Raw genomic sequence first — 19,408 nt, forward strand, 5'->3', positions numbered from 1 at the left:
GGGCTTGCACCCAAGGCGGCGTAAAGGCTCTAATCCCCTAACCCATACAGGCTAGTTTCATAGAAACGAACCGCACGAACCGTGCTTGCGAGTTTCCCCGCACACGGCTCCTCAATTGCTTGGCACTTGTCATGTGTACCTCTTTGCCCAGATTTGGGTTAGGGGATGAGTTCATAGAAGTCATCACTTCTTATTTCCCATTCTTTAGGTTCCCACATGGCGTGTAAGATATCGTGGCAGTGTTTGTGTATAGCCATCAGATTTGTGCGCTTGTTATTTTTGCGATTTTTGTCCAAATGGTGAATTTCCACAAGGCTATCTGACGTGAAATACAAACCGCAGTGCAAACATCTACCCTTTTGTTTATTCAACAGTTCGGATAGTGTTTTTGGGATTTCCGGATAGTTCCTTAATCTTTGACTCCAGTATACCCAATCTCCGTCGTAGGGACTTTGACTGCCTTTCACCTTTGTGTGTCTTTTTATTTGTGTATCTGGGTGTTCAGCTAGTTTTAGCCCATCAGGTGTGGCAAACGTCCATTTTCTTCCTTCGATTTCTCTCCAGTATTTTAGGGCGTTGCTTTCCTTTTTGCATCGACGTTTTGCCCATGCCCAAAGCTGCTTGAAGGTGATGTGACTTAGCTTGTCAAACGTTTCTTGACTTGCGACTGTGGAGAAATAATTGCACCAACCCCTGATAACTGGGTTGAGTCTGGCTATCAATGCTGCTTGCGGGGCTGCACTATGCTCTTTTATGATGGTTGCTATTTTCTTACAGTGTCCCTTCACGCTTTTCTTTGAGGAGGTGATTATGGTCTTAAATCCTAGTGGTTCCTTGTTGGTGGATTTACCAGTTTGGTATTTACCTACTGGGTGTTGTCTAATATTGAACCCAAGAAAGTCAAACCCAATATTTCCTGAGTATTCAGTCAGTGTGTGGGATATTCTTGTTTTACTAGGTTTAAGTTCCAAGCCAATGTCACTTAGCCACTCTGCTATTATTTCCTGACACCTTTGGACTATGGCAAGGTCTTCGTGTATAATCACGAAATCGTCGGCATAGCGTATGAGGCTGAGGCTCATTTGGTTTACCTTTTTCCCATATCCTGGTCTACAGGGCAAGGTAGCCGCATATTGCTTTATCCTGTTTTCCATGCCATGTAACGCGATATTGGCTAGGAGTGGACTAATCACTCCTCCTTGAGGTGTGCCTTCCTCAGTAGGACTGTAAGCTTTTTGCTTATTGGCATAATTGCTCCAGTCAATTACCCCTGCTTTTAACCATGCCCGTATTTGGCGACGAATGGTGGGGGATGTATTTAGTTTTCTGAGAAGTGCGTCGTGGCTAATTCGGTCGAAGCATTGGGCGATGTCGGCATCTAGCACGTATTTTGGCTTGTACCTAATCGCATTAAAGATTGCTCCGATTGCGTCGTGACATGACCTTCCGAGTCGGAATCCGTAGCTATTAGGCTCGAATCTTGCCTCCCATTCTGGCTCTAAGGCAGCTTTTACTAGAGCTTGGGTTGCTCTATCGTGCATTATGGGTATTCCTAACGGGCGTTTTTCCTCCTTTCCAGGCTTAGGAATCCAAACCCTTCTAGTTGGTTTTGCCTTTTGGTTTAACCTCAGTCGGTTAACAAGTTCCAGCCTTTGATTAGGAGTTAAACTCTTAACCCCATCTATTCCAGCGGTTTTCTTGCCCTGGTTATCCTGAGTTACCCGACGCACGGCTAATACCTTAGCCGACCAAGAATTAATCAAGGTCTTTTGAAGCTTGCGGACTGCTCGAACATCTCCACGTTGAGAGGCTTGGAATATGCGCTTTTGTAGCTTGAAAACTATTCGTTCGACTTTACGCCAAGGAATATCTTTCCATTCCACAGTCGTCAATCTTGACTCTGTATTAGACATATTTACTACTACTTGTTCCTACTCCCTCCAAACAATCGTGAATCTGTCAGCATATCCTCACTGTTAAGTGAGGCATTGGCTTCTGATTCAATCCTTTTCTAATACATCATCTAGCTAGCTACCTACTCAGGTATCGACCTTTTCCTGAGAGATGTATAAGAGTTACTTCGTTCCTAATGACCATTGGTTGAATCTTTAGAGTGATGCTGTCCACCGAGGTTAAGGGAAGCGCTTATTGGTCACGGCTGGAGTTGCCAATTCCCTACCTTTGCCCTTTTGGGACTCCCAGTGTATCAGCCTTATTTCACTGGTTGACATTAACGATGGTTAAGGTGCATCTTCACTTGCGTTACTCATGGATTCCTGCTAAGGTGGGATGACAGTTTAGGCTTCTGATTTACCCCTATTTGACTTCCCCGCTTCATCCTGACAGTTGCTAATTGTTCAGCATGGGGGAAGCGCTTTAACCATTGCGCTTATGGAGAGGGGCTTACACCCTCATGATCATTAAGTTGTTAAGGGTTTTATTTCAACCAAGACGAGAGGTTGAACCCTTACTCCTCGTACACTTCGAGTTTTATATCTCCATTTTTCGAGGAAACGAATCGCACCCAGCCCGTTGTTTTATATTCAACAGAGCCATGTGTTTGATGCTTCTTAAAGCGTGGGAAGCCTTTCTTCCCGGGCTTGTTTTTTTTGCAGTTGTCATAAAACCGAGCGATAGAACTCCAAGCCCGCTCAGCACAAGCTTGTCGAGCTTGGGAGTTAAGTTTGCCAGCCCAAGGGAACAATGCGGCGAGAACAGCGCAATAGGCGCTCAACTCGTACTTACCAATCCCCTTGTTGTCCAACCAGTATCTAAGGCAGCTATTGCGGACAAAGCGAGCAGTGCGAATGGCTTCATCGAGCCGCTCGTACTGCTGTGCAAATCCCTCTAGTTTTGCCTCAAAAACAAGCATACTTACGCTGATATAACTAGCGTAAGATACCACCGTTAAAGAAAGCCGTCCTAGAAGGACGGGGCTTTAAACCCATTATTTTTGGTAAGGTGGATAAGTGCTATCAGCGGTAGGTCTACAAACGGCGCGATCGAGCAGCCAGACGCAATGAAGTTAAAAGCTTTTTGCTTCCCCGGCATCGAACCACCCAAAACCAATCCCAAGTTAAACAGTTTTTTATTCAGAACTCAAAACTTAAAACTCTCTTACTGTAATCAGCCAGATGGATCGGCTGTAGCTGTCCGGCCGCAACCACCTTTATGCCCCATGACCGATCGTAATTTATGTCTTCAAATTCTCCCTCTTCTTGGCACACCGTAGCAATTGACCAAACTCTCCAGCAGCTAAGCAGCAACAAAGACGCTGGCTTGAGCAGCAAACAGGTGTCAGAACGCTTGCAGCAATACGGCCCCAACGAACTCGAAGAAACAGGAGGCCGCAGTCCGTGGTCGATTTTTGTCGATCAGTTCACCAACATCATGTTGTTGATGCTGATGGGTGTGGCCGTGATTTCAGCTTTTTTGGACATCAGGTCAAATACTTTTCCCAAAGACGCGATCGCCATTTTTGCGATCGTCATACTCAACGGCATTCTCGGCTATTTCCAAGAGCAAAGTGCTGAAAAAGCCCTCGCAGCCCTCAAAAACCTCGCTTCCCCCCTAGTTAGAGTCCTGCGGGACGGCAAAACTTCGGAAATAGCAGCCAAGGAACTCGTACCTGGAGACGTGATGCTGTTGGAGGCTGGGGTAAAAATAGCAGCAGACGCACGCTTGATCGAAACATCAAATCTGCAAGTCAGAGAATCTGCTTTGACAGGGGAAGCTCTAGCAGTCACCAAGCAAGCAGAGCTAGAACTTCCAGAAGATGCTTCCTTGGGCGATCGGCTCAACCTGATTTTTCAGGGCACAGAAGTTGTTCAGGGACGGGCCAAGGCGATCGTCACCAACACCGCAATGAAAACTGAACTGGGCAAAATTGCCGCCATGCTTCAGTCAGTAGAAAGCGAACCGACTCCGCTGCAACAGCGGATGGGCCAGTTGGGAAATGTTCTAGTCTCCGGTGCCCTAGCCTTAGTGGCAGTTGTCGTCATCGGCGGCATGATTACCTTCCAAAACGGCAGCATCGGTTTCGATACCAGCAGGTTTGAAGAACTGTTAGAAGTTTCTCTCAGCATGGCTGTGGCTGTGGTTCCCGAAGGACTCGCAGCAGTCGTGACAGTTACTCTAGCACTCGGAACTAGGCGGATGGTGAAACGAAACGCCCTGATTCGCAAACTGCCGGCCGTAGAAACTTTGGGTTCGGTAACTACCATTTGTTCTGACAAAACAGGTACTCTGACTCAAAATAAAATGGTAGTTCAGCTAGTCTCTACGGGCGACTGCACAGTCGCCGTAGCAGGCGACGGCTATGCGCCGATCGGAGATTTTACCGATCGTCTGACATCGGCCAAAATTAATAATTTAGAGGAATATCCAGAACTCGAATCTTTATTAATTGCCTGTGCAGTTTGCAACGACGCAGTATTGCAACAAGAACAGCAAGAATGGCAGATTTTAGGCGACCCCACAGAAGGAGCTCTGCTGTGTGTAGCGGGAAAAGCAGGCATTTATAAGGAAAAACAGTCTCAATTGCTGCCGCGGACGGCGGAATTTCCTTTTTCTTCCGAACGCAAACGGATGAGCGTAATTTGCGAAGTGCCGGGCCGATCGGGAAATTCGGGATTTCCCGCAGCACAAGGACAGCAGCCGAATTATTTGATGCTGACCAAAGGCTCTCCAGAGTTGACTTTGGAGCGATGCAAAGGCATTATAGTCGGCGATCGAGTACAACCTTTAACCCAGGAAATGCGCGATCGCATCCTTGTGGAAAACAACAACATGGCAAGCGGCGGTTTGCGAGTGCTCGGGTTTGCGTACAAACTCTGGGAAAACATACCGCCCGAAGGTTCTGAGGAAACCAGCGAACAAGACATGATTTGGCTGGGACTCGTCAGTATGCTGGATGCCCCGCGCCCGGAAGTGCGGGAAGCAGTGGTGAAGTGCCGCGATGCCGGCATTCGGGTGGTGATGATTACAGGAGACCACCAGTTGACAGCAAAAGCCATCGCTTACGATTTAGGTATTGCAACAGAGGGCGATCGAGTTCTCACCGGTCAAGAATTAGAAAAGCTCAGCCAAGAAGAACTCAAACAGCAAGTCGAACAGGTTAGCGTTTACGCCCGCGTTTCCCCCGAACACAAATTGCGGATTGTCCAAGCTTTGCAAAGTTGGGGCAAATTTGTCGCAATGACCGGCGACGGCGTTAACGACGCCCCCGCCTTGAAACAAGCCGATATCGGCATCGCCATGGGGATTACCGGCACCGATGTTAGCAAAGAAGCTAGCGATATGGTGCTTCTCGACGACAACTTCGCAACTATTGTCGCCGCCGCTGAAGAAGGGCGAGTGGTTTATAGCAATATTCGCCGCTTTATTAAATACATTTTGGGCAGCAACATCGGCGAAGTTTTGACAATTGCAGCCGCACCTTTAATGGGTTTGGGAGGAGTGCCGCTGACGCCGCTGCAAATTTTGTGGATGAACTTAGTAACAGACGGCGTTCCCGCTTTGGCCTTGGCTGTAGAACCGGGGGAACCGAACGTGATGAAAAGGCCTCCTTTCAGTCCGCGAGAAAGTATTTTTGCGCGGGGTTTGGGTTCTTACATGATTCGGATCGGGATTATTTTTGCAATTTTGACGATCGCGATGATGTCCTGGGCTTACGGATATACCACCAACCCCAACCATGTTGGAGATCCCGAGGCTTGGAAAACAATGGTGTTTACAACTCTTTGTTTGGCACAAATGGGTCACGCGATCGCAATTCGGTCTAACACTCAGCTAACTATTGAGTTAAATCCCTTCACTAATGTTTTTGTGTGGGGGGCTGTAATTGTGACTACTATTCTGCAATTGATGCTGATTTACGTTCCGCCGCTGAGATCATTTTTCGGCACTCATTATTTAACGGCGTTTGAATTGATGGTTTGCTTCGGCTTTAGCGCCCTGATGTTTGTCTGGATTGAAATGGAAAAACTGTTCTTGCGCTTTTACAAATCTAGAAAATAGTGTTAACGGCTGACGAATACTGAGCGATGTTTCATTATTAGCTATATCCCTCGCATTTGGCACTATTCTCTCTTCACATCCGCCAGGGGTTTCAACCCCTGGCTCACAGGCAAAGTCATCGCTATGAAGACTCAATAGATTGTGTCACAATTAAACATTTATTACTTCGTTATAATGTGATTGCGAGCGCAACGCTCGGCGAAAATCGCAATCGTAAAGGGGATAGGTAGCCAACCTGTAAGGTGCGCCCGGTCGTTCACCCTACGATGAGTGTATTACTAATTACCAATTACCAATTACTCATATTATGTATTTGAAAACGCTGCACCTACGGCAGTTTCGGAACTACTTCGATCAAAAGGTAGCCTTTGACGCTCCCAAAACCATTTTAGTAGGAAATAACGCTCAAGGAAAATCTAACTTGTTAGAAGCGGTAGAGTTACTTTCTACATTAAAAAGCCACAGAGTAGGGCGCGATCGCGATTTAATACTCGACTCAAAGCCGAGCGGGCAAATTGATGCTACACTCGAACGTCAAGCCGGACCGATCGACTTAGCTTTAACTCTTCGCTCTCAGGCGCGTCGGACACTGAAGCTCAACGGTGAACCGCTGCGCCGCCATTTAGACTTTTTGAGCGTCTTAAATGTAGTGCAATTTTCTTGTTTGGATTTGGACTTAGTGCGCGGCGGGCCCGAAGGAAGGCGCAATTGGATCGATCGCCTAGTCATCCAGTTAGAACCGATTTACGCTCACATTTTGCAGCAGTACAACCAAATTTTGCGCCAGCGAAACGCTCTGTTGAAACGTTCTAAAGAAATCAGGAAAGCGGAATTTTCCGAAAGTTTTGACAAAATGCAATTTCTGCCACCCGAAAGTCCCGAACCGGAAAATAAAGAAGACTTACCAATTCCCAACTCCCAATTCCCAATTCCCAGTTCAGAATTAGCTTTGTGGGACGCGCAGTTGGCGACAGCGGGCGCTCGCGTCATCCGCAGGCGCGATCGAATTTTGGAGCGTTTGATGCCTTTAGCTCGAAATTGGCACCGTTCAATTAGCGGTTCAGCAGAAGTTTTAGATGTGAAATACGATGCTAATATTGAAGTAAGTTCGGAATTAATTGCTAAAGAGAATCTCGAAGGAGTGCGGCAAGCATTTTTAGAGAAAATTCAAAAAAGGGCGATCGCAGAACAGTTTCAAGGAACCACTTTAGTCGGCCCCCACCGCGACGATATTATATTTACAATTAACAGTACCCCAGCTCGTCAATACGCCTCCCAAGGCCAGCAGCGAACTCTGGTATTAGCATTAAAATTAGCCGAATTGCAGCTTATTGAAGAAGTCGTCGGCGAGGCACCTTTACTGTTGCTCGACGACGTACTTGCAGAACTCGATCTCAGCCGCCAAAATCAACTTTTAGAAACAATTCAAGAACGATTTCAAACTCTGATTACTACGACTCATTTAGGCGCTTTTGACACTCAGTGGCTGCGACAAACCCAAATTCTCTCCGTCGTTGCTGGACAAATCAATCGATTTTAGATTTTAGATTTTAGATTTTAGATTGACAAATTTTCTGTTTCATGGTATCAATGCAAAATTTTTCAAAAATTGGCATTATCAGCTCAATTCGAGATAGGATAAAGGTTAATTTTGATTGCCGCTTTCGCTTCCATTTTTCTAACCCTTATGAAGCATTACATTTCCCGTCTGTTAGCTCTGGTATTAGTTGTTGTCATCGGCATAGCGGGCTGTACCAATGTTCCCGCCACTCTGAGTGGAGATTATGGTCAAGACACATTAGCATTAGTGAAGAGCTTGAGAACAGCGCTCACTTTACCAGAGGGCGCGCCGGAAAAAGCAGCCGCCCAAGCCGCTGCTCGCACAAGTATCAACGATTTTTTTGCTGCATACCGCCGCGATCCCGCTCTTACCAAGCTGGCATCTTTCACGACAATGCGCACGGCATTAAACTCTTTGGCAGGACATTACAGTTCCTATCCAAACCGTCCCGTTCCTGAAAAATTGAAAAAGCGTCTTGAGGCAGAATTTCAGCAGGTAGAAGCTGCTCTCAACAGAGGATCTTAATCTCAAAATTTAGGATAAAGGATAAATTTTAATAATTCATCTTTCATCCTTGACCTTTGAGTGTTAACAATTTTTAGTAGAAATATCAACTGCTTTTAGCGCCCACTGTACCCAGGCGCTTTTTTCAGCAGCATTTAGTGAAAAAATACTGAAAGATTGAACTGGATATGATACCAAATCCGGGGTTTTTACCCCTTTTATTTTTGAGTCCGCGAAGGCGCGTTCCTGCACGCAAACACTTAGGCAGAGGAAAGTTTGTATAACATAGCAGCGGTTTAATCACCGAGTCTTATCTTGCCCGTCCTTATTGAATTTAAATAGCCGCCAGATAGAATTTGCATTGTGCGATCGACTTGTGCCATAACTAGGTCAACCGAAAAAAGTAGAAAATTTGTAGCTGCTTGTTGAGCGCGATCGCGAAAATGCGATCGCCAGCCAATTTAAACCAGAAAACCCCATTCAACTCTCCCATGAAAATTGCACCAACTCGCATCGCGAATTTTCAACACCAGCGACGCTTTTTAAGTGCGGTAACTGCTGTTTTAACCAGTAGCTTCATCAGCCAGCTTGTTTGGCCGTTTATCGAAACTCAACCAGCTTTTGCCGAAACATCAGCCTATTGCCAATTATCCAAAGAACAGGTAAATCAAAAAGAAGACTTGCGCCGCGCCGCCCTGTCAGGAAAACGGGAATCTCAGCAAGCATATTTTGCTGTTTTGAGCAAACACGCGCGGGAAATAGCAGAATGCCGCCAAAAAACTTGGCCCGAAACCCAAGCAGTTTGGCTGCGTTTGTATCCCTGCGATGTCAGACCCGGAGAAATCGATCGGGTATTAGACAAAGTTGTGAATAAAGGCTACAACCAAGTCTATATAGAAACATTTTATGACGGTCAAGTGCTGCTACCAGTCGCAGACAATCCTACGGCTTGGCCTTCTGTTTTGAGAAATCGCGGCTACGAGAAATACGACTTGTTAGAAAAGGCGATCGCCAAAGGCAAACAGCGAGGTTTAAAAGTATACGCCTGGTTATTTACCATGAACTTTGGCTATACCTATTCTCAGCGTTCCGACAGACAGCAAACCCTCGCTATCAACGGTAAAAATCAGACAACTTTAACAGTAGTTCAAGACCCAGGAATTAACGATGACTTAGGAGAAGTTCCGGGCAATCAAGCCTTTATCGACCCCTACAGTCCGCAAGCGAGGCAAGACTATAGTTTGTTAGTGAATCAAATAGTCAAGCGCCAGCCCCAAGGAATGTTATTCGACTACATTCGCTATCTACGGGGCGTCGGGCCTGCTTCAGTTGCTACCAAAGTTCAAGACTTGTGGATTTACGGCACAGCATCGCAGCAAGTTCTTTTGCAGCGGGCTAACAATCAGCAAGGGCGAGATTTAATTCAGCGATATTTGACTAAGGGGTTTATCAATCCTAATGACGTTCAAGCAGTAGTAAAACAGTATCCAACTGAGAAAGAACCTCTTTGGCAGGGGCGAACTCCGCGACCGATACCGATAGCAACTCCAGCTTCTAGAAGGGAGAACGCCGTATCAAAATCGGCCTCAATAACTCCCGCCACTAACAATCCCAACGCTGCACGTCCAACACCAAAACCGACAGCGCCACTTCCCGATACTGGCATACTGCAAAAAGACCTCTGGACACTGAGCGTGGCTCACGCAGTCCAAGGGATTTTAGATTTTTTGGGAATAGCAATTCAACCGGCTCAAAGGATGGGAATTCCTGTAGGAGCGGTGTTTTTTCCCACCGCAAATCAAACGATAAATCAAGGGGGATTTGATTCGAGATTGCAGCCTTGGGACAAGTTTCCGCCTGCTGTGGAATTCCACGCCATGTCTTACGGCAATTGCGGGGATGTAAGCTGCATTGTGCCACAGGTGCAGCGGACAGTGAGTTTAGCGCCTGCGGGAGCAAAAATTATTCCTGCCATTGCTGGAGATTGGGGAAAACCTCTGAAAAATCGGCCGTCTTTGGAGATTCAAATGCGAGCAATTCGCTCTGCGACGCCGCAAATTAATGCGGTGAGCCATTTTGCTTTTGGGTGGCAAGAACCGGAGGATGAAAGGGCGCGGCAAACTTGCCGGTTGTAGATTAATTTCTGGACGCACAGGGTATTATTACCTTGTTTTATGGTCGCGGAAAGAGCCTTAAAGCTTACATTTTTTCTCAATAAACCGGGTTTTATCGGAATCGGCGGCGAAACGCCATTGATTTGCCTAAAAAAACCCGGTTTTTGCCTCAGTCTTGCTTTAGTGCGATCGACCTTTTGAAAAACAAAATAATTTACAAAACTTTAAAGCTGGCAGAACCAGGCATAATGAGATTGTTCAAAATAAATAGTAGACCTGATGAGTCCAAAAGTAAATAAAAAATGGGTAATTAAAACCGTTATACTTATCGGATTGAGCCTCACACTTTCCCTGTTGTGGGAAAACAGAAAAACCGCCAATTCAAATCCGCTAATACCGATCGCACCCGTTGAAAGTTCCCCGCCCAACCTCCTGAAACCCCCAAAACTAAAAACACCCCCTTCTCCCCCCGCAACTCCCTCTCCCAAACCTCCCGAACAACCTTTAGTCTTTGCACCGCCCGCGCAATTTCGCAGCCAAATTGTTTATAAAGCAAGTATTAACAACTCAAAAGTTATCGCCCTGACATTTGACGATGGCCCTTCGCCCGAAACTTTGAAAATATTAGAAATTTTGCAGAAACATAACGCGGTAGGTACATTTTTCTGCTTGGGTGCAAATTTGCGGGAGTATCCAGAAATTGCGAAAAGAGTTGTGCAAGCGGGAAATGCGATCGGCAATCATACTTGGCATCACTATTCTCACAATGTTACCGAAAAAACAGCATCGGATGAAATAGATAATACTGGCGTTCATATTTATCGATCGACTGGGGCAAAAAGTTTCTTGTTTCGCCCTCCCGGCGGCCGCTTAAATAACGGTTTGGCAAATTACGCTAAAAAGAAAAATTATGTAGTCGTGATGTGGTCGATCGATCCTAAAGACTTTCTGCAACCTCCGGCCGCTGCGATCGCCCGTAGCGTGCTATCCCAAGCTTCAACGGGGGCGATCGTATTGTTGCACGACGGCGGCGGAAATCGCCAGCAAACAGTTGAGGCGCTATCTGCAATTATTCCCAAACTCAAACAGCAGGGATATCGTTTTGTCACCGTACCGCAATTGCTGCAAATGCAAGCTGGACAAAAACAGCGAATTGCCGATCGCAAATCCCAATGAATACACATCTCAGCCAAATTAACTTACTCAGAATTTCATCTGCGTTCATTTGCATTCATCTGCGGTTAAAAATCCAAATTATGCTAAACTTATTAATAACAATAAAACCCTTTATTAATTATTATGCAAAAACTACAAGCAAGAGATATAAACCTCCGCTATCTAATCGATAACTTCGGCTTGCAGCGAGTTCGCAACAGCGAATTTTTCCGAGAATGGCAAGAAAACTTACCCGAAGTAACAGACTCAGAAAAACAATTGCTCGATCGCGTCCAAGACATATACTTCAACTTGGTAGACACCCCGCCTGTATTGGAAAATGCAGTCAAGCTAACAATTATCAGCCCCATTTTGTTTATTGCAGGTCTGTATGAGTCTCCTTTTCAAGTCAAAGCCGAAAAGTCGATCGCCATTCAAGAGGAAGACGAAGGCAGAATCATCGAAGGCAGAATAGATATCCTAATTATGAAAGCAAACTTGTGGGTGACAGTAATTGAATCCAAACAACTTTCCTTTTCAATTGACGAAGCACTTGCCCAACTCCTGACATATATGCTGGCAGATCCCAATCCTGAAACTCCTACTTTTGGCATGATTTCCACAGGTGCTAACTTCTCTTTTGTCAAGTTAGTCAGAGGCGAAACTCCGCAGTACGCCTTATCTAATCAATTCACAATTCACAATCTCGGCAATGAATTGTACCGCGTTTTGCAGATTTTAAAACGGCTGAGTCAACAGTCAGACTAGCAATAAAAGCCATTTTGAGTTATCTTTCAAAGCAGACAATATCTAATATCTCAAATTTCAAACTGGTGCGAGCATGGTAAATTACTGGATAGTCGGCGCTGTGGCAATAGCTTCTGTCTGCTGGGCAGAAATAATACGAGACTTTTATCACGTTGTGTCCCATTATTGGGCACCCCTGCAAAAGCTGCACACTTGGCATCACCGCGTTTTCCGCCCGAATTTGACAGCCGTCAGCGAGACAATTTACAAGCAAGCACACTGGCGTCACGACGTGCCCGAAGCTGCGGCGATGATGGTTTTGGGCTTGTTGCTGTGGGTTGTAGCTTATTTGGGGCTGCCGCAATATCACTGGGGCGCAGCAGCGGGTTGTATTTATACTTTAGGCTTTTTGTTGAGCGCGATCGCCCGCGGGTGCGGCATCAAAGGCGCAGACGAATTAACCGACATCACCCACCAACCGGGAGACTTCCTTACTCCCCCTGGCAAGTGGTTAGTTAATAAACCTTATCACTGGCGGCACCACTTCGACAATCAAAATGCTTACTATTGCGGTACTTTCACCTTAATAGACAAACTTATGGGTACAGCACTTTCTCTCAAAGGCAAAACTGTAGCCGTCACCGGTGCATCGGGAACTTTAGGACGTTTGCTTCTCAAACACCTGCACAAAGCTGGTGCAAAAACGATCGCCCTCTCCTCGGGAAATGAGGAAATTACTTTGAATATAGACGGCGAAAGTTTACCTGTAAAAACCGTAACTTGGCAAGCTGGCCAAGAGGCAGACTTAGCCCTATTGTTAGAAAAAATTGATATTCTCGTTATCAATCACGGGATTAACGTACAGCGAGAAAGAACAGGAGAGGCGATCGCCAACTCATACGAAATTAACACTTTTTCCGCGTGGCGGCTGATGGAACTCTTTTTCTTAACAGTCCGCACTAACGAAAACATCGCTTGCAAAGAAGTCTGGATCAACACTTCAGAAGCAGAAGTAATTCCCGCTGTCAGTCCCCTCTACGAACTCAGCAAACGCGCCCTGGGAGATTTAGTCACCCTGCGCCGGCTGGACGCGCCCTGCATCGTTCGCAAACTGATTTTAGGGCCGTTTAAAAGCAATTTAAACCCGATCGGCATCATGTCTCCCGACTGGGTAGCACAGCAAATTGTCAAACAAGCTAAAGCCGATGCGCGCAATATCATCGTCACAATTAATCCTTTGACTTTTATCGTTTTTCCAGTCAAAGAGTTTTTTGTTTCTCTCTATTTCCAAATTTTCAGCCGGAAAGCAGTCTCTTTGACAGAGATAGAATTAGAGCGATCGGGCGTTGAAGTAATAACTAAGTGATATCAAATCAGGTTAAATCTACCTAATGCTTCTAGGGTTGTAGGTGAAGTATGAATGACTTACGAAGTACATTCGGGCTTCACCTAGTGAGGGTACAGTAAGAATTGGTATTACTTCTTTCCTACCAACTCTGCTCTCTTTAAAAGTAGTTTCAGCCTGCTTGGCCACAGTTGCTTGAGATTCCAGCGATAACCAACGTATTTCAAATGATTCCAGGGGTTCAGGAAACCTGTATGAAGATTAACAAACTCTGGCTGGGATTTACCGTTACGGGCAACCACAAAATAGGGTGGTTTGAGAGAAGGATCGACGTGATTGAGGGACATATACTCAATCACGTAAGCCCAGCGGGTTTCCTGCGAAACATTAGGTGTGGTACTGTGAAGTGTCAGCGAGGAAAACAAAACAAGATCCCCCGCTTCTGCTTCAATGAAGAGTGGACTCTCAGGAGTTCCATCATACACAGCATAGTTACCTTCAAATTTGTGCCGCAGCCGTTTTTTGTGACTGCCCGGTTGTAACCACAGCCCACCATTTTCGGGGGTCATTCTGGTAAGTGCAATCCACAGTTGATAGTGATTATCCTTAAGGTTGCTGTAGCCATTGTCCTGATGCCAAGGAAAGGTTTCTGCTCCAGGTCCTTTGGCTACTGCCTGATCCCACCGCACCCAGAAATTTGGACCAATGAATTGTGCAAGCAGTTCTACAAGTCGGGGTTGAGAGATGAAGTTTTGGATTTTTTCACTGTATTGGAATAGCTGACTGTGAAAAGTTAAGCTTCCTTTATTCAGATTATTGTCAATGTGCTTCGGATCGGCTTGTTTAATATCCTCGATCAGTGTTCTCATCTCGGCTTCTGAAAAAAACCCCCGGAGCTTAACATATCCATCTTGATTAAACTGATCGATTAATTTGGTCTGTCCCATTTGCTTTACCTCTTGAATCAAGTTCTCGGTTTTAAACAATGTTTGGTAAAAATTAAAGATTTAGTTAAGTTGCAACGGAGACGAAGAAGTCATAGCAACAATAACTGGCAAACTCGTAACTTTAGAAACCCGCTTTCTGGGAGAAACCGGATTTCTATATCTAAAATTTTTTGCCTGTCAGCTTAATTACTAACCTCAGCCATTTCAATGACCCGGCCGTCGTAATCCTTGACCAAAAAATTCAGTGGCTTTTCGCGGCGAATTTTATAACTAATGCCGCGAGTTTGTACCCTCATCAATAGCTGATCCAAACAATCGCGATCGAAACAAACGTGACGCTGGCGATTTTTTTCCCCTACACCGGCCCCGCTAATGATGTGCAGTTGGGTATTTTTCATCAACTGATACCACAAACCATCCGGACTCCCCATCGTTTGAGAGCTCGTTGCCCTCCCGACATTAGGTGACAAATACAGCGGATCGATACCAGTTGTCCCCAAAGTTTGCTCGTAGTTGTAGTAGTAGTGCAGCGGCACTTCTGCTACTGGCAGGTTTAGCATACCTTCATAGAACTCCCTCGCTTGCCCTAGATCCGATACCATCACCGTGTGTACCTTCGGAGCACTGGTGAGAAACATCCACATCGCCCCCGCATAGGCGGCAAGCAACATCACCATAATTCCTTGAGTCGAAAACAAGCTGTCAAGGGGCAGGGACGGCAAAAAAGAGCTCAAGTACAAAGGCTGAAGTCCAAAAGCAATAAGACTAACTGCTAGAGTCATGAATTATAAGAAAGGGTAAACAACGAAATTTATCAAGATTGCAGTCGCGATCGCCCGCGAGACTTAAACTATTAGCTTAGCCATCTATGTTAGCAAAAACTAGCGGTTAGGCCCTACCCGATGAAAGTCTTTGTCTACGGCACTCTCAAACCGGGGGAGTGCAACTACCTCCGCTACTGCGAAGGAAAAGTTGTGGATGCTTGCCCCGCGATCGCCCGCGGTCAACTTTTTGCCCTGCCGATCGGCTATCCTGCGATGATGGCCGGAGATGGCACAGTCTGCGGTTTTCTCCTCTGTTTCGCAAACTCGGCTATTTTGGACGATTTAGACCGACTTGAAGATTATCATCCGCTGCGGGAACCGACACAAAACGAATATCAGCGACAGGAAATCGAAATCTTCGATCGACACCTCACACCTTTAGGCACGGCTTGGGCATACTTCATGTTACCCGATCGCGTTCGTTCCCTAGGAGGCATCTGGCTGCCCCACGGCAGGTGGGAAAATCGGTTTTTCACCAAATAAGGTGGTTAATGCCGATGAGCTTAGTAAATTGCCATTGCCGTGCGCGAGGGCGGATCGAACCTGTAACCGTAACCCCGAATAGTTTTAATAAACTGCGACCCCGTAGCATCAGCTTGAATCATTTTCTTGCGAATCTGACCAATATGTACGGTAACAAGTTGGTCTTCTCCTGTGTCGTCGCAGTTCCACCCCCAGATTTTTTCGATTAGCTGTTGGCGACTCCAAGATTCACCGGAATGACTAGCCAACAAATACAAAATATTAAATTCCAAGGCTGTTAACTTGATAATGCGATCGTTGAGTGTTGCTTCCCGACGCGCTGAATCGATCGCGAATCGATCGAATACAATACGCGATGAAGTGACAAGCCTCATGCGTCTCAACACAACTTCTATACGGATTGCTAACTCCGCCAAACCAAACGGTTTGCAGATATAGTCATCCGCACCAACGGACAGGGCTTTAAGTCGATCGGCTTCGTCGGTGCGGCTGCTTAGCATTACCACAAAAACATTAGTACGGCGCTGCATTTCCTGGCAGAGGTGATAGCCTGTAGTATCCGGCAAATTCCAATCGATAATTACTAGCAGTGGCTTGAATTTCTCAAACAATGCTAAAGCCGTCTCGCCATCTGCTGCCGAATCTACTTGATATTTCTGAGTTAAAAAACGATGAACTAGAGTGCGGATGGCTGGGTCATCATCCACGACGAGAATCTTGGCAGTAGTATCAGTAGTCATCACAAAAAAGTTTCTTTCTCTTGTCAACTTAAAGCTGGCAATTAAAGAACAGCTTTAGTGAAGCGTAAATCCTAGGTCGTTCCAACTAATACAGACTTTTTTGGTGCAATTCTTCTTTTAACTTCGCTTGAATGTCAAAAGGCTCTCCCCAATCCCAAATTTTTACTTCTAGGTGTTCGTTAAATACCATTATTTCAATCTCTATCGGAGTTTCTAATGGCAGATTTTTGTGAGCGTGGCGAACAGCATTCGTAAACCCTTCAATCACAGCAAGTTTACATTGATGCAAAACGCCTAGGGGAATTGGTAGAGGATCTAACAGTTCAAGCCACGATAAAACTTGAGCAACAGCCTTAATATCAGTATTTAGTTTTAGTTGAAGGCTAGTTTTTGGAACTTGCTCGTTAGAACTTGGATCGGGTTGGCGATTTCGTTGCTTTTGAACCCCGAAAAAATTCAATCTGTTTAAAACATCGATCGATCGCTTAAAAAAACCATCTTGAATGCTGTGTTGGGATGGTACTAGACCAGGCTGCTGATAATATTTTACAATTAACAGACAGTTTCGACCGTCAGAAGTGCGGGTATAACTTAGCTTATCGGCAATTTTGCCAATAATTTTTATACCTATCCCACCTGACGGAATTTCATCTATGTTATCTCTCATGGTGCTGTCCTTTGTCATCATTTAATGTGTACTTTTTTACCTAAAAAAGAGAGTGGCATTCTAAACGATTAAGTTTGCATGATTTAGGCCTGACTTTTCCCGTATGCCGTGCAGTTGTTGTCACGATCATTTTCTCTTTGTTGCTGGGGTCTTGACAAACTCAGTTTGCGATCGCTAAACTGAGCGAAAACAGACATTGACAATTAGACAAGTAAATTATAAAATGACGACCCTCAAAGCCTCTGAGGAGGGATTAGTAAAAATTAGGCAAGCTAGAAGAGAAAGGGGATCGACGATAGAAGACCCCAGATGGCTAGTAGAAGCTAGTCAAACATTAGAGCCCGATCAAACTTGGACAGAAGCCGGGCCCTATGCCGATGGCCTGTCGCTGCCAACTTGGAGGCGTTTTTTACGAGGGAGAGAACCCATTAAAGCCAATGCTTTCAGGGCTTTCTGCACGGTTTTAAAGTTGGATTGGGAAGAAATTGTCGATCGTCCTCCACCAGAAAATCCGCAGCCCTCGAATTTAGACATTGATTCGGTAGTGGAAGAGATACGGCAAAAATGCCACAGCAAAATCCAACAGCTTTACAGCAGAATGCAACTGTTGGATATTGCACAGCCCGTTGATGTCAGCAACCTCTACGTTGAAGTCAACATTTTGGAGGAAATTACCAGTTGGCAGCCGGGAGAAATTCGCGATTTACTGAGAGACTTCAACCCAGATGCAGATAACTTTAACCGCTTGGGTTTAGGCAAAGTGCGCCAGAAACGAGTACCAGGATTGGATGCGGTGAAATCTCACTCTAAATTGATGGTACTCGGCAAACCGGGTTCCGGTAAAACTACTTTTTTGAAACACATCGCCATTCAGTGCGATCGTTCTGAATTTGAAGCAAACAAAATACCGATTTTTATCTCTCTGAAAACCTTTGCTGAAATCGCTAATCTTGGCTTATTAGAATATATCAGCGACGAATTTGCCAGTTGCGGAGTTGAGGCGCGATCGCAAACTGAATTCGCACTCAGTCAAGGCAGAGGTTTAATTTTATTGGACGGCTTAGATGAAGTGCCAGAATCAGATAGCGATGCAGTCGTCAGACAGATTCGTCAGTTTGTCCAAAAGTATTACAACAATCAGTTTATAATTACCTGTCGAATTGCCGCTGCTAAGTACCGATTTCACGACGAAGCTTTTACCTGTGTTGAGGTAGCCGATTTTAATTGCGAGCAAATCGCTGCCTTTGCGAGCAATTGGTTTGTGGCATTTTCCCATAATCTGGAGGCAGGGAAAGCTTTAGCATCTCAATTTGTAGAAAAGCTGAAATTGCAAAAAAATCAGCAAATCAGAGAACTGGCAGTAACGCCAATTTTGCTTAATCTGACTTGTTTAGTATTCCAAGCCAAAGCAGATTTTCCACCCAACCGAGCCAAGTTGTATGAGGAAGGAATGGAAATTCTGCTCATAAAATGGGATGAAACTAGAGGCATTCAACGGGATGAAGTTTATCGCGATTTGAATTTGTGCCACAAGAAACATTTACTGGCTTTTATGGCAGCTACTACTTTTGAACGGGGCGATTACTTTTTTGAAAAAAATCAAATCCAACAAGTGATTGCCGACTATCTAGCTAATTTGTCCGATGCCACAACTGACCGCCTTCAGTTAGAAATGGATAGTGAGGTTGTCCTGAAGGCGATCGAGGCACAACATGGCTTATTAGTGGAAAGGGCAAGAGGAATTTATTCGTTTTCTCATCTAACCTTTCAAGAGTATTTTAGTGCTAGAGAAATAGTTAACAATTCCGATCCACAAGCTATGGAAAAACTGCTCAGCCACCTAACCGAGAAGCGTTGGCGAGAAGTTTTGTTGTTAGCAGTTGGAATGTTGCAAAAACCTGATGACTTGTTGCTGTCAATGAAGCAGCAAGTTGATGGACTGGTCGCTGATGATGATGATGATGAGTTGCAGCAGTTCCTAACATGGATCAACAAAAAATCCCTTTCTGTTGATTTTCCCTACAAACCTGCGGCAGTTAGAGCATTTTACTTGACCCTTGAATATCCCCTCCTTGACTGCGGCTTTGCCCTTTCTCTTGACCCTTATCTGAAAAAAGTTGTGGGACAAGCTCTGGAACAGGTTCTTAACCTTGCACTTGAAGGTGCTCTTGACCTTGCCCTGAATACCGTCCTTAAGGATGCGCTTGAGCCTACCCTTGGTTACATCAGGGCGAACGCATCTAAATTTTATGTTAACAGAATATGGTATATTGGATGACAATTATTGAGTATCCAAAAAACAT

The 19,408-nt window shown here is 45.3% G+C and carries 15 protein-coding genes; 9 read left to right on the forward strand and 6 right to left on the reverse strand.

Annotation, left to right across the window (positions count from 1 at the left end; all coding sequences use genetic code 11):
* Positions 1–158 precede the first annotated feature (158 nt).
* Both ltrA and QUA54_RS31350 read right to left on the reverse strand, forming a co-directional pair.
* Entirely contained in the window at positions 159–1,913 is a 1,755-nt protein-coding gene (ltrA, locus tag QUA54_RS31345) for a group II intron reverse transcriptase/maturase (RefSeq protein ID WP_333418589.1), read from the reverse strand.
* Between the two features lie 554 nt (positions 1,914–2,467).
* Positions 2,468–2,872 (reverse strand): transposase, encoded by a 405-nt coding sequence (locus QUA54_RS31350; RefSeq protein ID WP_445301608.1) that lies wholly within the window; start codon positions 2,870–2,872, stop codon positions 2,468–2,470.
* A gap of 323 nt (positions 2,873–3,195) precedes the next feature.
* Here QUA54_RS31350 and QUA54_RS31355 point away from each other — a divergent pair, with 323 nt between their 5' ends.
* The 7 genes from QUA54_RS31355 to QUA54_RS31385 all read left to right on the forward strand — a co-directional run bounded on the left by QUA54_RS31355 (position 3,196) and on the right by QUA54_RS31385 (position 13,465).
* Positions 3,196–6,018, forward strand: coding sequence for a cation-transporting P-type ATPase (locus QUA54_RS31355; RefSeq protein ID WP_333418591.1), 2,823 nt, complete (start codon positions 3,196–3,198; stop codon positions 6,016–6,018).
* 307 nt (positions 6,019–6,325) lie between these two features.
* Complete coding sequence (locus QUA54_RS31360) at positions 6,326–7,558, forward strand: AAA family ATPase (protein WP_333418593.1); 1,233 nt, start codon at positions 6,326–6,328, stop codon at positions 7,556–7,558.
* A gap of 147 nt (positions 7,559–7,705) precedes the next feature.
* Positions 7,706–8,104, forward strand: a complete 399-nt coding sequence (gene psb27, locus QUA54_RS31365; RefSeq protein ID WP_333418595.1) for a photosystem II protein Psb27 — start codon at positions 7,706–7,708, stop codon at positions 8,102–8,104.
* Between the two features lie 470 nt (positions 8,105–8,574).
* Complete coding sequence (locus tag QUA54_RS31370) at positions 8,575–10,218, forward strand: family 10 glycosylhydrolase (protein WP_333418597.1); 1,644 nt, start codon at positions 8,575–8,577, stop codon at positions 10,216–10,218.
* A 258-nt stretch (positions 10,219–10,476) separates the two neighbouring features.
* Positions 10,477–11,373 (forward strand): polysaccharide deacetylase family protein, encoded by an 897-nt coding sequence (locus QUA54_RS31375; protein ID WP_333418599.1) that lies wholly within the window; start codon positions 10,477–10,479, stop codon positions 11,371–11,373.
* A 123-nt stretch (positions 11,374–11,496) separates the two neighbouring features.
* Positions 11,497–12,120: a restriction endonuclease subunit R gene (locus QUA54_RS31380; RefSeq protein ID WP_333418600.1), complete on the forward strand. Its 624-nt coding sequence runs from the start codon at positions 11,497–11,499 to the stop codon at positions 12,118–12,120.
* Between the two features lie 73 nt (positions 12,121–12,193).
* Entirely contained in the window at positions 12,194–13,465 is a 1,272-nt protein-coding gene (locus tag QUA54_RS31385) for a bifunctional sterol desaturase/short chain dehydrogenase (protein ID WP_333418602.1), read from the forward strand.
* A gap of 110 nt (positions 13,466–13,575) precedes the next feature.
* Here QUA54_RS31385 and QUA54_RS31390 read toward each other — a convergent pair whose 3' ends face one another.
* Together QUA54_RS31390 and QUA54_RS31395 are read right to left on the reverse strand one after the other, a co-directional pair.
* Positions 13,576–14,391, reverse strand: a complete 816-nt coding sequence (locus tag QUA54_RS31390; RefSeq protein WP_333418604.1) for a phytanoyl-CoA dioxygenase family protein — start codon at positions 14,389–14,391, stop codon at positions 13,576–13,578.
* 182 nt (positions 14,392–14,573) lie between these two features.
* Positions 14,574–15,173 carry a glyoxalase-like domain protein gene (locus tag QUA54_RS31395; RefSeq protein ID WP_333418606.1) on the reverse strand — a complete coding sequence of 200 codons (600 nt, stop codon included), beginning with the start codon at positions 15,171–15,173 and terminating at the stop codon, positions 14,574–14,576.
* A gap of 120 nt (positions 15,174–15,293) precedes the next feature.
* Here QUA54_RS31395 and QUA54_RS31400 point away from each other — a divergent pair, with 120 nt between their 5' ends.
* Positions 15,294–15,698: a gamma-glutamylcyclotransferase gene (locus tag QUA54_RS31400; protein ID WP_333418608.1), complete on the forward strand. Its 405-nt coding sequence runs from the start codon at positions 15,294–15,296 to the stop codon at positions 15,696–15,698.
* Between the two features lie 20 nt (positions 15,699–15,718).
* Here the strand turns inward: QUA54_RS31400 and QUA54_RS31405 are convergent, their stop codons facing one another.
* Together QUA54_RS31405 and QUA54_RS31410 are read right to left on the reverse strand one after the other, a co-directional pair.
* Positions 15,719–16,438, reverse strand: coding sequence for a response regulator transcription factor (locus QUA54_RS31405; RefSeq protein ID WP_333418614.1), 720 nt, complete (start codon positions 16,436–16,438; stop codon positions 15,719–15,721).
* Positions 16,439–16,523: 85 nt separating this feature from the next.
* Complete coding sequence (locus QUA54_RS31410; RefSeq protein ID WP_333418609.1) at positions 16,524–17,126, reverse strand: ATP-binding protein; 603 nt, start codon at positions 17,124–17,126, stop codon at positions 16,524–16,526.
* Positions 17,127–17,328: 202 nt separating this feature from the next.
* Here QUA54_RS31410 and QUA54_RS31415 point away from each other — a divergent pair, with 202 nt between their 5' ends.
* Positions 17,329–19,383 (forward strand): NACHT domain-containing NTPase, encoded by a 2,055-nt coding sequence (locus QUA54_RS31415; protein ID WP_333418612.1) that lies wholly within the window; start codon positions 17,329–17,331, stop codon positions 19,381–19,383.
* Positions 19,384–19,408 lie beyond the last annotated feature (25 nt).

Source organism: Microcoleus sp. MOSTC5 (assembly GCF_036701825.1).
Lineage (GTDB): Bacteria > Cyanobacteriota > Cyanobacteriia > Cyanobacteriales > Microcoleaceae > Microcoleus > Microcoleus asticus.

Excerpts from the sequence above, each read along its gene's own strand:
- ltrA (WP_333418589.1), bottom strand. The coding sequence starts at position 1,913 with ATGTCTAATACAGAGTCAAGATTGACGACTGTGGAATGGAAAGATATT.
- QUA54_RS31350 (WP_445301608.1), bottom strand. The coding sequence starts at position 2,872 with ATGCTTGTTTTTGAGGCAAAACTAGAGGGATTTGCACAGCAGTACGAG.
- QUA54_RS31355 (WP_333418591.1), top strand. The coding sequence starts at position 3,196 with ATGTCTTCAAATTCTCCCTCTTCTTGGCACACCGTAGCAATTGACCAA.
- QUA54_RS31360 (WP_333418593.1), top strand. The coding sequence starts at position 6,326 with ATGTATTTGAAAACGCTGCACCTACGGCAGTTTCGGAACTACTTCGAT.
- psb27 (WP_333418595.1), top strand. The coding sequence starts at position 7,706 with ATGAAGCATTACATTTCCCGTCTGTTAGCTCTGGTATTAGTTGTTGTC.
- QUA54_RS31370 (WP_333418597.1), top strand. The coding sequence starts at position 8,575 with ATGAAAATTGCACCAACTCGCATCGCGAATTTTCAACACCAGCGACGC.
- QUA54_RS31375 (WP_333418599.1), top strand. The coding sequence starts at position 10,477 with ATGAGTCCAAAAGTAAATAAAAAATGGGTAATTAAAACCGTTATACTT.
- QUA54_RS31380 (WP_333418600.1), top strand. The coding sequence starts at position 11,497 with ATGCAAAAACTACAAGCAAGAGATATAAACCTCCGCTATCTAATCGAT.
- QUA54_RS31385 (WP_333418602.1), top strand. The coding sequence starts at position 12,194 with ATGGTAAATTACTGGATAGTCGGCGCTGTGGCAATAGCTTCTGTCTGC.
- QUA54_RS31390 (WP_333418604.1), bottom strand. The coding sequence starts at position 14,391 with ATGGGACAGACCAAATTAATCGATCAGTTTAATCAAGATGGATATGTT.
- QUA54_RS31395 (WP_333418606.1), bottom strand. The coding sequence starts at position 15,173 with ATGACTCTAGCAGTTAGTCTTATTGCTTTTGGACTTCAGCCTTTGTAC.
- QUA54_RS31400 (WP_333418608.1), top strand. The coding sequence starts at position 15,294 with ATGAAAGTCTTTGTCTACGGCACTCTCAAACCGGGGGAGTGCAACTAC.
- QUA54_RS31405 (WP_333418614.1), bottom strand. The coding sequence starts at position 16,438 with ATGACTACTGATACTACTGCCAAGATTCTCGTCGTGGATGATGACCCA.
- QUA54_RS31410 (WP_333418609.1), bottom strand. The coding sequence starts at position 17,126 with ATGATGACAAAGGACAGCACCATGAGAGATAACATAGATGAAATTCCG.
- QUA54_RS31415 (WP_333418612.1), top strand. The coding sequence starts at position 17,329 with ATGACGACCCTCAAAGCCTCTGAGGAGGGATTAGTAAAAATTAGGCAA.